This is a genomic window from Holdemania massiliensis, from assembly GCF_022440805.1.
In the GTDB taxonomy this organism is placed as follows: Bacteria; Bacillota_I; Bacilli_A; order Erysipelotrichales; family Erysipelotrichaceae; genus Holdemania; species Holdemania massiliensis_A.
Map to the genome: position 1 here is coordinate 3107721 of NZ_JAKNTK010000001.1, position 14166 is coordinate 3121886.

Below are 14166 nucleotides of genomic sequence, written 5' to 3' on the forward strand. Positions count from 1 at the left end.
TAATCTAAAAATCAATATAAAATTTATCCTGCTGAAAAGAAAAAGCACATTTTGCCTGAGCTTCAAAGCGCTCAGCGTTTTCCGTAACGGACACATTCAGCCAAAGTTTTACACAGCTGGGCAATATCCAGAGGTTTACTCACATGGGCGTTCATGCCTGATGCCAGAGCGGCTGAAATATCATCGCTGAAGGCATTGGCAGTCGTCGCGATAATCGGGATAGCCAGGGCCTGCGGATGATCGGAGGATCGGATCCGCCGTGCTGCCTCATAGCCATTCATAACAGGCATTTGAACATCCATCAGGATGGCATGATAGGTTTCCGGCTGCGAAGCCAGAAATTGATCTAATGCTTGCTGTCCATCATCAACACAATCCACCTCGGCCCCATTCATCTGCAGCAAGGTAACGGCAATTTCCTGATTAAGAGCATTGTCTTCCGCCAACAACAGGCGGTAGCCGGCTAAAGGCTTGTCCGATGTTTTCTGAGCTGAACCCCATGAAGAATCGGTCTGTTCGTTATGATCCAAAGCCTCTTTGATGGCGGCATAGACCGAAGACCGGTAGAGCGGTTTCGGCAAAAATCCATTGACTCCAGCGGCACGGGCTTCCTCCTCCACTTCCGAAATATCGTAAGCTGAAATCATGACAATCGGGACATCGCTGCCCACGATCCGGCGAATTCGCCGCGTTACTTCAACACCATCCATATCCGGCATTTTCCAATCGATCAAACACAGGTCAACATCTTGTCCCTGACGATGCATTTCTTTCACCCACTGCACAGCTTCACTGCCGGACAAGCACCACTGTGCCCCAATTTTGATTTTTTCCAGCAGAACCGCAGTCTGTTCGCAGACCGTTTGCTCGTCGTCCACAATCAATGCGTGCAAGCCTTGATTTTCGAAGTCGGGTTCAGCCGTCCTGCTTTCATCTCCTTTTTGAAATGGCAGGTCCACGATGCAGGTCGTTCCTTTGCCCGGCTCACTCTCAATCTGTATCTGGCCGCCCATTAAAGAAACTAAGTTTTTTGTGATGGACATACCCAAACCCGTTCCGCCGAAGCGTTTAGAAATTGAAGTATCAGCCTGTTCGAATGGCTGAAAAATACGGGTCACCGCTTCCTTATTCATCCCGATTCCAGTATCTGACAATTCAAAACGCAGCACATCCGCTGAGTTTCCGCTTTTGTGTCGGGATACATCAAGCTGGATTTTCCCGCCCGGCGGAGTAAATTTAACGGCATTGGAGCTCAGATTTAAAAGAATCTGGTTCAGCCGCAGTGAATCCCCGACAAAAACAGCATCCTCTCCAAACCCTTCCATCGTTTCAGTAAAAGTAATACCTTTTTCTTTTGACTGCGCATAAACGGTAGAAACAAAGCCGTTGACAATTTCAAAAATATCGAAAGGTTCATTCTGCAGCACCATTTTACTGCTCTCAATTTTGGACATATCCAGAACATCATTGATCAGCATCAGCAGATGCTTCGACGAAAAAGTGATTTTGGAAAGACAATCCTCTACGCGTACCGGATCCTTCACTGACGCTGCCGCAATGGTCGTCATGCCGATAATCGCATTCAGCGGGGTGCGGATTTCATGGCTCATTCGCGAAAGGAAATCGCTCTTGGCCTGATTAGCCCGCTCGGCACTGATCATGGCTTCCTGCAGCGCCTGCCGGGAACGGACTTCCTCGGTTCTGTCAGAAAAAACCGTTATGATCTGGGGTGTACTCAAATCTCCCACACGGTAAATCCGGATTAGCATCCAAAGCTTTTCCTTATTCGGCTTTGTATATTCCACCAACGTTTCAAAGGGAGATGAAAATTGCGGATCAAGCATCCCTTCGCGCAGTGACTGAACATCGCAATTCCGCATATTCTGATATACAGTTTCAAAACTTTCCACCGAAATTCCAAGGATGCGTTCAATATTCAGTCCCCGGTAATTAATCATTCCGGTATTAGCGTCCTGGATAATAAATGCATCATCAATACTCAGCGATAAATTATCAAATAACTTGCTGCGGTAGATCAGCTCTTTTCGCTGACGGTGCAGGACATACTGGGAAACCAGCAGAACTACGATCATCAAACCCATTAACAAAATCGAGCCGATCAAATTACTCTGCCGCAAGGCTTCCGCTGTTTTTCCATAGCCCACTTTTTTTGCCTGAGCGGTAGTAATGATCTGTTCTGTTTCGCTGAGCGCTTTATCATAAAGCGGCTGAAGGTGTTCGCGTGAATAGGCTTCGATCTCGGTTTCAGTCGTCGTCGGCTGCGCACAGAAATCCAGATAATCATTGCGAGCCCCCTGCAGCTCTTTCAGAGTTTCCTTTAATTGCTGAATATCAGAACTTTCTCCAAGGTACAGCTGTTCGATTTGAGCAATCGGTTCCTGGATCAGACGGTCGAGTTCTTCAAGATTCGCTCTGGCAAACTCCACATCCTCTAAACTAAAATGACGCTCCAGGCGTTCTGTCCTTAGACTCATTTCCGACACATAAAGCTTGACATCCCCGCCTGAAATCACCACCTCAAACGGGTGATTCGAAATAATCTCAGTCTGGTCTGCCAAGCGCGCAGAATTATTAATCGTCATCATCAAATAGCAGAGCATCAGCACAATAAGAATGCCCGTACTGATTCCGCTTATCCGCTGAGTGCGGAGCACCGACTTTTCCTTAGCCGGATCTCTTGTTTCCACCATCTTGTTCAGCGCCTCTTTTCCAGGATGCGGCAGGTCATTAGAGCTGCCGGCACAGCGATCAAATCGGTTAAAAGAAAAGGAACAATTTCATAAAATTCCTCCTTCCGATCATTATTTTTTATACTTTTATCCAAGCGATGAGCAGCCCGCTCTATTTCCCATGCCTTCATCTCTGTTCCTTCCTTGATTCATCTATTTCATACAACAATATCGAATGATCAATGCAGCTTCCTGATTTGTTCTTTTTAAATCACGGTTCCAGTGTCTTCTGTTGATTTTTTCCATTCTGCCTGAACAAAACGTCGCATTTGAATCTGATTTGGATTCTGCGGTTATTTTTTTAGTTCAACTTTACTTCATTACCCTATATTCGCTTGTCACCTCATGGGCTTAGACATCAGTAAGCTCAATTGTCCATATACCCATTTATTAGAGTATATCAAATCGTTTCTGAAATAGCAACCACTACGCAAAGATACGCGCTGGAAAAGGCTTTTTAAAAATGTTATACTAAATTTACTATTCGCAGAATTCCCATAAAAATGGAGGCGTTATTTTGGAAAATAGATTGGAATTATGCCATGTTGTCTATCATGTTTTACTGAATCAAATTCAATTTGGCGCTTATCATTGGAAAGACCGGCTGCCTACGATTGAGGAAACCAGCATGCAGCTTCACGTATCTATGGATACTGTCCGGTCTGCTTATCTGCGTCTGAAACATGAAGGCATTATCTCGTTGTCCAAAAATGTCGGAGCCCGAGTCAAAGTTAATTATAATCATTTAGAAATGGAACAATGTATCCAAATGTTCTTTGCATCCCGAAAGACAGCAATGCTGGATCTGGCTTATTCCATGCGTCCATTATTCGCCAAAGCTCAAGGGATCGGGTTGCGTTATGCTTCTTCCCAAACGCTCAAAGAGATTGAGCAGTTATCCGAGCAAAAAGAGGCCATCCCTCCCTACGCCATGCTGGAACATCTGAATCAAAAATACAGCGCTCTCGGCAATCCGCTGCTCATGCGCTTGGTTTGGCAGACCTTTATGTTTCTTCACGATCCATTCTTCAGCTTAAATGAAAATCTGCATTATTTTGATCAAACGACGGATTATCTGCCGGAGCTTTTAAAACATTGTCAAAGTGATGATGAATCTGCAGTCCAGCTTTCCATCAATCAATCGCTAATCCGTCTGGCAGATGCCCTTGATCAGTTTTACAGGACCAGAATCACCTATCCTACTCCAGAAAAAGAAATCGATTTTGAATGGAGTTCGTATAAAAAAAGTCAGCAGCTTCGTTATTCTCTGGCGATGGATCTGCTTCTTTCCATCAGCCGCGGCGTCTATCCTGCCGGCAGCCTGCTTCCTTCCCAAATTGAACTGGCTGAGCTTCATGGGGTTGGAGTGAATACCGTTCGACGAGCCTTAGAACTGCTTAGCAGCATTGGAGCAATTAAATCCGCAAAATATATCGGGACTCGCGTTCTTCCGTTTGACCAAGTAACAGAGAACAGCGACTTCACAAAACCGGTGCTTCAGCGCAGGTTATTAGATATGACAGAAAGTCTTCAATTTCTTGCCCTTTCCTGTCATGATGTTGCATTGACAACACTGAATGCCTTGGATGCGTCGGCCTTCCAAAATATAGCTGATGAGCTACGCGCCCATAAACAACGGCGCAGAGGTGAGGTTTTATCCTATGTCGTCCTGAGTCTGATTGCGGATGCTGCTCCTTATCAAGCGATCCGGACAATCTACAAGGAATTGCTTCAGCAGTTTTTCTGGGCCTATGCACTATTGGGCATGAATGGAAGTCAGCATACTGTTAACGCTGTTTATGATCCATACTTTGATGACCTGATTCAGATGTTAGAACAGAAAGAGAATTTACAGTTCGCTGCTAGGTTGGAACAATTAATTCATTACGAGTTCCAGCGAACGCAGAATACTTTATCTAAGCTTAATATTCCAGGTGCCGACAATATTCTTTCCTTCCCAGCAAATCCTGCTTAGTCAATTCATTTCGTTTATTCTCTTAATAACGAATGACCGCTGATATTAAGCTGACCTTCGATCTTCTCATGTTCTTTACAACAAGATTCATCTGGATTGATTCAATCAATATTTATATCAAAAAAAATCCTCGATGCAGTAATTCCTGAAAGGTAGATCGCCTTCAGAGATTCCTGCAGTTACTGAGGATTTTTCTTGGTCATCTATTCAAATTCAATCGTTCCCGGCGGCTTGGAAGTGATGTCCAGCAGCACCCGGTTTACATGCGGAACCTCATTGACAATCCGACTGGAGATCACGCTCAGAACCTCAAATGGAATATGAGCCCAATCCGCTGTCATCCCATCAATCGAAGTTACGGCCCGAATCGCTACGGCATAATCATAGGTTCTTTGATCCCCCATGACACCAACTGACTTCATATTGGTCAGTGCTGTAAAATACTGCCAGATGTCCCGTTCCAAACCTGCTTTTGCGATTTCTTCACGCAGAATCGCATCGGATTCGCGCACCATCATCAGTTTTTCCTCTGTGATTTCACCTAAGACACGAATCCCCAGACCTGGTCCTGGGAATGGCTGACGCCAGACCATTTCATCCGGCAAGCCCAGCTCTTTGCCCAACTGCCGCACTTCATCCTTGAACAGCGTATTCAGCGGCTCAATCAGCTGAAACTGCATATCTTCCGGCAGACCGCCGACATTGTGATGCGACTTGATCGTCTGCGCCGTCTGCGTTCCGCTTTCAATGACATCAGTATATAACGTACCCTGAGCCAGCCAGTGAATATTCTCCCCTTCGGCCAGCTTCTTAACCTCTTCGTCAAAGGTATAAACGAACTCATTCCCGATGATTTTCCGCTTTTGTTCAGGATCACTGACGCCCTTGAGCTTATCCAGAAATTTCTTCGAGGCGTCGATCTTTGTCAGATTCAGCTGCATGTTTCGTCCGAAAGTTTCCATTACGCTTTCAGCTTCTCCTTTGCGCAGCAAGCCATGATCAATAAACATGCAGTACAGCTGCGGTCCAATCGCCTTGTGAAGCAAAGCGGCGACAACTGAGGAATCAACGCCGCCGGACAACGCTAACAGCACCTTATCCGATCCCACCTGAGCTCGAATCTTTTCAATCTGCATTTCAATGTAATTATGCATCGACCAGTTGTTCTGCGCCTGGCAAATTTCAAATACAAAATTCTTCAGCATAGCATTGCCAAATTCACTGTGCCGGACTTCCGGATGAAATTGAACTGTGTAGATTTTTTTCTCAGGATTGCTTGTAGAAGCAAATTCACAGGTAGAACTGGATGCATCCTTCACGAATCCTGGTGCCAGCTTGGACACTTGATCGCCATGACTCATCCAGACAATCTGCTTCTTCGGCAGTCCCTTAAACAACAGGGAATCCGTTTCAATCTCAATCTCTGTCCGCCCGTATTCCTTGCTGTCACAGGAACGGACATCCCCGCCGTTCATGTAATGCGTCATCTGCATGCCGTAACAGATTCCAAGAATGGGCAGTCCACTCTCAAAAATTGCCGGATCGCACTTAAAGGCCTGATCATCATATACACTGTTCGGTCCCCCGCTGAAAATAATGCCTTTGACATCTTCCAGCGCCTGAATTTCCGCCAGTGTCATGGTATTGGGATGCAGCTCACTGTAAACCCCGAACTCCCGAATTCGCCGGGCGATCAGCTGATTGTACTGACTGCCGAAATCCAGAACGATAATTTTATCAGCCATCGTTTTGCCTCCTTAGTTATAGAATTGAAAAGTGAATTAAAATAGCAGCTATTCTAATTCACTTTTTCCACGTTTATTTTACCATCGAAAGCTGTGGATTACCACAGAAAATGATGGATGGATCAGAGGATGAAATAAAGCATGAAGATGAGGTCGAGAATCCAAATAATCGGCCGAACTTCCTTCGCCTTGCCGCTGCCCAGCATCACTGCGCCATAAGTGATAAAACCTAACGCAATGCCGTCTGAAATGGAATAGCACAGGATCATCATGATGATCGCCATAAAGCCGGTCGAAGCATAGATGAAGTTGTCCCATTCGATGCCGCCCAGCTGCTGCGCCATCAAAATACCGACAACGATCAAAGCCGGTGCTGTTACCGCACTGGTCACAACCGACAGCAATGGAAAGAAGACAATCGACAACAGGAACAGAATTCCGGTAGTGACCGCCGTTAAGCCGGTCCGTCCGCCAACCTCAACCCCAGAGGTTGATTCAACAAAAGATGTCACAGTCGAAGTGCCTAAGACCGCGCCGACACAGGTGCCGACAGAGTCCGATAACAAGGCTCTTTCAATATTCTCCAATTCCCCTTTTTCATTAACCAAGCCCGCGCGGTTAGCAACAGCGACCAAAGTTCCTGCGGTATCAAAGAAATCGACAAACAGAAACGAAAAGATCACAACGATGAAATCTTTATGGGCAAACAGTTCGCCAAAGCCGCTCATAAATGCTCCCAAGGTCGGCATTTCAAAGTTAAACTGCATGATTGAGCTTGGCAGCTGCGGCATATTCGCTATTCCGCACAATCCGGCGATTACCCCGACAACCGCGGTTCCAATCAGTCCCCAGAAAACGGCTGCCGTGACTTTCTTGGCAATTAAAATTAAGGTAAGAGCCAGACCAAAGATGGCAAGCAGCACCACCGGATCAGTCAGACTCCCTAAAGCCACAAACGTCGATTCGTTCGCAACAATGATCCCAGCGTTTTTCATACCGATAAACGCGATGAAGAACCCAATGCCTGCACCAATTGCCAGTTTCAGCTGCTGCGGAATCGCATTGATGATCATTTTGCGCAGTCCGGTTACGGAAATAATAATGAAGACAATCCCGGAAACAAAGACAGCCGCCAAAGCTGCCTGCCAGCTGTAGCCAAACTGCATGCATACAGTATAGGTGAAGAAAGCATTAACGCCCATGCCCGGTGCTAACGATACCGGATAGTTTGCCAGTACACCCATTAAAATCGAAGCCACACCAGATGCGATGGCTGTTGCCAAGAAAACAGACTGGACCGGCATTCCCGTCGCTCCCAACATACCTGGGTTAACCGCCAGGATATACGCCATCGCCAGGAAGGTTGTGAGGCCAGCCAGGATTTCTGTTTTGACCGTTGTTTTGTGAGAAGACAGCTTAAATAACTTTTCTAACATAATTCCCCTTACTTTCTAAAAAAGCTCACCGCAAAATAAAAAACTTCCCCAAGACGGAAGCAAAAAGAAAAGCTTCCATCGTAGAATGGCGGTTATGGCCGCCATGTAGAAACTCCTGCGCCTGATCCCCAGGAATATACGGTGAACTTTTACGTTTGTCATTATAACAGAGGTTGCTGAAGCTGACCAGTATTTTTCCACGATTTCGCTGCTTTCCGATTCAAACAAAGAAGAGAAAGTCAGTTCTGATCAAAACCCTGGAAAGAATTGCAGATTTCGCTGCGGCCGCATCACTTCTGATTGCACTTTCCAAACAGGCAGGCTACAATGAAAACAAATCGAAAAGCAGAAGGTGAATGCACCGTCTGTCGGGAAGGAGATTGTTATGAAGAAACACATTACCGTCGAGGTTTGCTGCGGCAGCGTCGATGACTGTCTGCTTGCACAAAAGCTGGGAGCCGATCGGATTGAATTAAACCACGCCCTGGAATTAGGCGGAATGACGCCATCTATGGGAACATTCCTGGAAGTCAAACGTCAGGTCAGCCTGCCAATCTGTGTGATGATCCGTCCGCGAGGAGCAGGCTTTGATTATACCGAAGCTCAGTTCCAGGCCATGCTGAAAGACGCTGAACTCTTTATAGAACAAGGAGCGGACGGCTTGGTGTTCGGCTTTTTGAATGCTGATGGAAGCATTCATGAAGAACGAACCCGACAGATGGTTCAAGCAGCCCGCGGCAAAGAAGCCATTTTTCACAAAGCCTACGACAGTACAAAGAATTTGGAAGAGTCATTAAAAACCTTGATCCGCTGTGGAATTACACGGGTACTGACCAGCGGCGGAGCTGTTTATCCGAATATTCTGGAAGGCTGTAAAGAATTGGGACGGCTTCAGGATCTTTATGGTGATCAGATTCAGATTCTGCCCGGCGGCGGTGTTCGTGAATACAATGCCCAGCAGGTGCTGAAGCTCGCGCATACAGGCCAGATCCATTTAACGGCAAAGAATACGCTGATCGATGAATCCACAGGTCATTATCCTACGAAGCAGGATCGCTCAGGGCTGGAATATCTGGCTGTCAGCGAAGGCAATCTGCAAAAAATTATGGAACAGATCCGCGGCTTCGATGATGAGAGTTCTGACACCCTGGCCACAATCTATCCAGGATAAACCAGTTTCACTTTCAACTAAAAATAAAAGACTTTCTACCTGTTCCACTATTTCTGGTTAGCAGACTTGTAAAAGAAACATCTTTCATTTATTATGTAATTTTTACAATTTATAGCTGAAAATGACTTGACAATCATTACTAATCCGTTTAAACTAACTTCCATAAACAGAACTTGATGGTCCTGATCAATGCCTGTTTATATCTAAGTAAAATGAAACTTTAACCTTATGAACAGTTTCCTCTTTTTCCTCTCTTTCATTTTACTTAACCCGCGGGTACTGTGCTTCCTTTCACAGTTCCTGATTCCTGGAAAAGTCGGTGGCTCCGGCTTTTTTTCTTTTTCCTGCGGTTTCTGTAAAATAAAAGATAAACTTCCCTACAGAAATTTATCTTCTTTAACGGCTGATTTCAATTTTATTACAGCTTCAGGAAAAACAGACTCTTTTGAGATCTGTCCTTCTGCTTCTCTTTTCAAAGGGAAGGCCCCTTTTTACAAAAATCAGGACCTCCGTATTTTCGCTTTAATAAGCCTCATTGTTGCGGGCCATTTCAATAATTCTGAGCATGGTTTCTTTATCCATGGCTCCCGGCATATAGCCATAAACATTGCCTTCCGTATTGATCAGATAAGTTGTCGGCAGCCCGGTAATTCCATAATTGTAATTAACCTGGCCGTCTTCATCAAATACGGTCGGAAACGTATAGCCGTTCTTATCCAAAAAGTCGATGACGCCTTGCTTATCCGTTTCCCGGCCCCCAGGCTGATTGACCACCAGAATGACCAGATCCTCAGGCAACTCTTCATACAGCTCCTGCACGGAAGGCAGCTCAGCTTTGCAGTAAGTACACCAGGTGGCAAAGAACTGCAGCATCACGATCTTTCCTTTATATTGGGATAACGTATGCGTATTGCCATACTGATCTGTTAGTGTGAAATCATAGGCCGGGATAACTTCGCGGCCGTTTTCATCTGTCGACGGGGTTGCGGTTGGCTGCCCTCCTGCAGAAACCGTTCCGTTATTCGATTGACGCTGCAGCTGATCAGAAATCGAAGCCACAGCCGGCACACTCATCCACAAACCCATAACGATCAATAAGATTCCACCCAGCTTCATCGCTTTCGGCAGCCAGCTCTTTTTTCGATTCAGCCAATTCAGCGCTTCTTCTGTAAACAGCCCCAGAATCAAAAAGGGAACGACAAACCCGAATCCGTAACAGAAGATCAAAAGCGTACTGCTGGAGGAAGCCGCTGCTGCAACCAGCACAGACGAAAGCATGGGACCAATGCAGGGCGTCCAGGCAAAACTGAACAAGAAGCCCATCGCGTAAGCCTGAATCAAACTCCCGGCTTCCTTGCCCGCCTGCTTCTGCGTCACTCTAAACTCCCGCATCAGAAATGGAATCTGAATCCAGCCTAACTGGACTAAGCCGAAGAATACGATTAAAATACCGCCCAGTAAGGAAATCAGCAGCCGATTCTCATTCAGCCATCCGCTGATCCCTTTCGCCGACATCGCAGCGATAAAAAACACCGTACAGATGCCCAGCACAAAGGCCAGCGTAAAGCCGAAAATATGCAGTCGTTTCCGCCAGCCTGTCAAATCTTTTTTCAGCGCATCCTGACTTAAATAAGCCATATATACTGGTAAAATTGGCAGAACGCAGGGGGAGAAAAACGACAGAAACCCCTCCGTCAGCACAAGCCATGCTTGATTATTCATACATCAAATCCTTCCTCTGCTGGTTATAAAACAAAGGAAAATGCCGTTTGCAACATTTCCCCCTTATGCATTTCTTATTTGATTAAGAAAAAGTAAGCTAAGACCAAAACACCCAAAACAATCCGATAAACGCCAAACGCCTTAAAGTCATGCTTGCGGATATAGCCCATTAAGAAACGGATCGCAAACACGGAAACGATGAAGGCAACGATCATACCGACAAGCAGCACGGAAGCTGTTGCCAAGGAGAAAGCGATCTTCATTTTAATCAGTTTCAGCAAGCTGGCGCCGAACATGACCGGAATGGCCAGAAAAAATGAGAATTCAGCAGCAATCCCGCGGGAACAGCCCAGCAGCACGGCTCCCAGAATTGTCGCTCCGGAACGGGATGTTCCCGGAATTAAGGCCAGCACCTGAAAGGCTCCGATCGCCAGCGCTGTTTTGTAACTCATCTTATCAAAAGAAGTCACACTCGGACGGCGATGCCGGCTCTCTATCACCAAGAAGGCTACGCCATACACAATCAGCATGGCAGCCACGGTAATGGGATTGTAGAAATAAGCGTCGATCAGATCATCAAACAAGACGCCGATAATCCCTGCCGGTACTACGGCGACAATAACCTTCAGCCATAAATCAATCGTGCTGCGTTTTTCATAAGCGTTCTTACGCGGGGAAAACGGATTCAGCTTGTGGAAATACAGCAGCAGCACTGCCAATATCGAACCAAACTGAATAACAACCATAAACATGTCTACAAACTCTTTATTGGCGGCAGCATCCGCCAGCACCGTCAGCGGCATCAGCTCGTTGACCAGAATCATATGCCCGGTACTGCTGATCGGCAGCCATTCGGTAATCCCCTGGACGATTCCCAGCACGATCGCTTTTACCATTTCTATCATCAGATTCACGGAATTCACTCCTTCACTGTTAACATCTTAGCAGACAGACTTCGTTATTATACCATCGAAATGCGCCGGACTCTACCTTTTCCGACGCTTTTCCTGTTTTTTTGAACAGCCGCAAGCCTTATTTTCCGCAATCCAGCTCCATGATGTAATCATCCATATAATAACCGCCGCCAATCGGATTTTTTTCTTCACGCAGCGTAACGAATCCCCACTTCTGATAGACCGCAATGGAATCCGCATTGAAGCGATTCACCGTCAGCTGGATTTTCCCAGTGCCTTCCTTCGCTTCATTTTTCAGGACTGAAAGCACCTGTGATGCCAAACCCAACCCCCGTGCTTCTGCTTTAAGATAAAGCTTGCTTAAAAAGAGATGTTCCGGCCGCCAGGCTGTCGCTACATAGCCGCACAGCTTTCCTTGCCAGAAAACACCACGGTAACGATATCCTTGGCTTGCGATCTGATCCTGCATCGCAGGCAGGGATTGGAAATGCTCAACCATATAATTGACCTGATCCAAACCCAAAATCGGTTCATAATGTTCATGCCAGATGGTTTCGGCCACGGCTGCGATCTGTTCCAGCAGCGCTGCATCGGCATCTCGTAATTCAAAGGCTTCCATAATTTTCTCCTTCTGTTCATTCTTTTCAGCTCTATTTTCAAGCCCGGCTATCATCAACGTTTTGTCTGCTGAATCCATTGCTGCCGCGTTTGTTTTCATGGTGCTCAGTCCGGTTTAATTACTGACTTTACTGTGCGGCTTTCGCCATCTCAGCTTCCCGCTGTTTTTCCACTGTCAGCCGCTCCAGATCCAAAAGTAATTGTTTAATTTCTAATCCTCCGTCATATCCCGTCAGCGAACCATCCGCCCCAATCACGCGATGACAAGGAATAAAGATCGGGATCGGATTGCGATGATTCGCCATTCCGATCGCCCGCACTGCTTTCGGCTTACCGATGCTTTCCGCCTGCTGTCGATAGGTCCGGGTTTGTCCATACGGAATCTCCATCAGTGCCTGCCAGGCTGCCTTTTGAAAATCCGTGCCTTCCGGATGCAGAATCAATTCAAAAGTCTGCCACTTTCCTGCCAAATATTCCTGCAGCTGTGTAAACGCTGACCACAAACAGGCTGTTTCTATGACTTCACATTCTTCCTCTTCCGGAAATTCATGTTCAAAATTCAATTTAACAATCCGTTCGTTCCATTCTTCAATCCGAATCATGCCGAGCGAAGTTCGGCGATAAAAACATGCGCGCATAGATTCCTCCTGATTATCCTACATCCACCCAGGATCACAGCTCCTGCTTCTTGAACAACGGCGGATCCTATTTTTCATTTTACTCTAGCCATGCTAAAAAGAAAAGGTTTGTGCGCTGGCTTCTTTTAATTTCGCCTTCTCACAAGAAGTTTCTGAGTCTATTTCTTCCTGTAGAAAACTTCTTCTTCTCTTTTGTCCTTACCTTTCCCCTTTTTGACATAAGAAAAACGCCAGGAAGTTTTCCTGACGCCAATCCTATCAGCTAAAGTAAACCAGATCGTCCTGCAATTCCTCCGCCGGCTCAATCGCCTGCCCATGCGGAACGACCAGATTGCGCTGATATTCCTCATCATATTCAACGACGATACGGGCAGTGAGGGTAATCCATTCATTAATCACTAATTGAACTGGTTTGTCACTTTTGCACAGATAACCGATCAGCGACGTATCTTCGGCGCAGCAGACCATAGCATAACGGCCGATGACAAACGAACGCTTGTCCTTTTCAATATGAACGACTTTACCCTTAAACCGCACGACTTTCCCATCATATTTATAAGGGTGATCCAATGCATCCATATACCACAAACCATAATCATCATCCTGAATATCAATCACTGGTGCATTGATATCAAAGGGCAGATCATCTTCCGGCAGATCATTAATTCCGCCGTCCACAGATTCATAGATGATCTGCGCACCCTTGTTGATCGCTTTGATATTGCTTCGCAGAAATGACTTTTTCGTATTGGAGTCACAGCGGTTAATTAGAATCATTTCCGAGTGAACCAGCTGATCATACATCAAGGAACGCATGTTGTTGACGTACATCATAAAGGTTTGGGCATCGACTGTGGAAATGATCTGCACCAGCATCCAGTTCAGCGGAAATTCTATATCCAGAAATTCCGTCACGCTCCACATCCCGTTGAATTCAATAAACACCTGCTTGGGGCGGTATTCGTGTTCCAGCTTTTCCAGATAGTCCGCCGTCAGCTGTTCCTTATCCTCAATGTTCACCAGAACCGAATGCGTCTGCTTTAAAAACGTTTTATCAAACTCAACTTCGCCTTGTTCGCAAGCCAGAATCAAGGTCTTTGATCCATCGTTGAATTCCGGATCAGACAGGGTTTCCTTCATCATGGAGGACTTGCCGCTCTCCAGAAAACCAGTAAATAAATATACAGGAACGTCCAT

The 14166-nt window shown here is 46.1% G+C and carries 11 protein-coding genes and 1 riboswitch; of the genes, 2 read left to right on the forward strand and 9 right to left on the reverse strand.

Annotation, left to right across the window (positions count from 1 at the left end; genetic code table 11):
- Nucleotides 1–71: 71 nt before the first annotated feature.
- Both MCG46_RS14435 and MCG46_RS14440 read right to left on the reverse strand, forming a co-directional pair.
- On the reverse strand, nt 72–2711 hold the full coding sequence (locus MCG46_RS14435) for a hybrid sensor histidine kinase/response regulator (RefSeq protein WP_240280586.1): 2640 nt from the start codon (nt 2709–2711) through the stop codon (nt 72–74).
- A 5-nt stretch (nt 2712–2716) separates the two neighbouring features.
- Nucleotides 2717–2881 carry a hypothetical protein gene (locus tag MCG46_RS14440; RefSeq protein ID WP_240280587.1) on the reverse strand — a complete coding sequence of 55 codons (165 nt, stop codon included), beginning with the start codon at nt 2879–2881 and terminating at the stop codon, nt 2717–2719.
- Nucleotides 2882–3267: 386 nt separating this feature from the next.
- Between MCG46_RS14440 and MCG46_RS14445 the strand changes: the two genes are divergently transcribed.
- Nucleotides 3268–4725 carry a GntR family transcriptional regulator gene (locus MCG46_RS14445; protein ID WP_240280588.1) on the forward strand — a complete coding sequence of 486 codons (1458 nt, stop codon included), beginning with the start codon at nt 3268–3270 and terminating at the stop codon, nt 4723–4725.
- A 203-nt stretch (nt 4726–4928) separates the two neighbouring features.
- Here the strand turns inward: MCG46_RS14445 and guaA are convergent, their stop codons facing one another.
- Together guaA and MCG46_RS14455 are read right to left on the reverse strand one after the other, a co-directional pair.
- On the reverse strand, nt 4929–6470 hold the full coding sequence (guaA, locus tag MCG46_RS14450; RefSeq protein ID WP_240280589.1) for a glutamine-hydrolyzing GMP synthase: 1542 nt from the start codon (nt 6468–6470) through the stop codon (nt 4929–4931).
- A 122-nt stretch (nt 6471–6592) separates the two neighbouring features.
- Nucleotides 6593–7906: an NCS2 family permease gene (locus tag MCG46_RS14455; protein WP_240280590.1), complete on the reverse strand. Its 1314-nt coding sequence runs from the start codon at nt 7904–7906 to the stop codon at nt 6593–6595.
- Nucleotides 7907–7967: 61 nt separating this feature from the next.
- Nucleotides 7968–8068: riboswitch (purine riboswitch) on the reverse strand.
- 223 nt (nt 8069–8291) lie between these two features.
- Between MCG46_RS14455 and MCG46_RS14460 the strand changes: the two genes are divergently transcribed.
- Complete coding sequence (locus MCG46_RS14460) at nt 8292–9077, forward strand: copper homeostasis protein CutC (protein WP_240280591.1); 786 nt, start codon at nt 8292–8294, stop codon at nt 9075–9077.
- 522 nt (nt 9078–9599) lie between these two features.
- Here the strand turns inward: MCG46_RS14460 and MCG46_RS14465 are convergent.
- From MCG46_RS14465 to MCG46_RS14485, 5 genes are all read right to left on the reverse strand, one after another.
- Nucleotides 9600–10799, reverse strand: coding sequence for a cytochrome c biogenesis protein/redoxin (locus MCG46_RS14465; protein WP_240280592.1), 1200 nt, complete (start codon nt 10797–10799; stop codon nt 9600–9602).
- 74 nt (nt 10800–10873) lie between these two features.
- The gene (locus MCG46_RS14470; protein ID WP_240281458.1) at nt 10874–11704 is read right to left on the reverse strand and encodes an undecaprenyl-diphosphate phosphatase; all 831 of its coding nucleotides are present in this window, start codon (nt 11702–11704) and stop codon (nt 10874–10876) included.
- A gap of 127 nt (nt 11705–11831) precedes the next feature.
- Nucleotides 11832–12332 (reverse strand): GNAT family N-acetyltransferase, encoded by a 501-nt coding sequence (locus MCG46_RS14475; RefSeq protein ID WP_240280593.1) that lies wholly within the window; start codon nt 12330–12332, stop codon nt 11832–11834.
- Nucleotides 12333–12459: 127 nt separating this feature from the next.
- Entirely contained in the window at nt 12460–12969 is a 510-nt protein-coding gene (locus tag MCG46_RS14480) for a methylated-DNA--[protein]-cysteine S-methyltransferase (RefSeq protein WP_240280594.1), read from the reverse strand.
- A gap of 258 nt (nt 12970–13227) precedes the next feature.
- A complete protein-coding gene (locus MCG46_RS14485; RefSeq protein ID WP_240280595.1) occupies nt 13228–14166 on the reverse strand; it encodes a TIGR03943 family putative permease subunit in 939 nt (312 codons plus the stop codon).

Bases quoted from the DNA above. Each gene is read 5' to 3' on its own strand.
- guaA (WP_240280589.1), bottom strand. From the start codon at position 6,470: ATGGCTGATAAAATTATCGTTCTGGATTTCGGCAGTCAGTACAATCAG.
- MCG46_RS14480 (WP_240280594.1), bottom strand. From the start codon at position 12,969: ATGCGCGCATGTTTTTATCGCCGAACTTCGCTCGGCATGATTCGGATT.
- MCG46_RS14435 (WP_240280586.1), bottom strand. From the start codon at position 2,711: ATGGTGGAAACAAGAGATCCGGCTAAGGAAAAGTCGGTGCTCCGCACT.
- MCG46_RS14470 (WP_240281458.1), bottom strand. From the start codon at position 11,704: ATGATAGAAATGGTAAAAGCGATCGTGCTGGGAATCGTCCAGGGGATT.
- MCG46_RS14440 (WP_240280587.1), bottom strand. From the start codon at position 2,881: ATGAAGGCATGGGAAATAGAGCGGGCTGCTCATCGCTTGGATAAAAGT.
- MCG46_RS14465 (WP_240280592.1), bottom strand. From the start codon at position 10,799: ATGAATAATCAAGCATGGCTTGTGCTGACGGAGGGGTTTCTGTCGTTT.
- MCG46_RS14455 (WP_240280590.1), bottom strand. From the start codon at position 7,906: ATGTTAGAAAAGTTATTTAAGCTGTCTTCTCACAAAACAACGGTCAAA.
- MCG46_RS14460 (WP_240280591.1), top strand. From the start codon at position 8,292: ATGAAGAAACACATTACCGTCGAGGTTTGCTGCGGCAGCGTCGATGAC.
- MCG46_RS14475 (WP_240280593.1), bottom strand. From the start codon at position 12,332: ATGGAAGCCTTTGAATTACGAGATGCCGATGCAGCGCTGCTGGAACAG.
- MCG46_RS14485 (WP_240280595.1), bottom strand. From the start codon at position 14,166: ATGGACGTTCCTGTATATTTATTTACTGGTTTTCTGGAGAGCGGCAAG.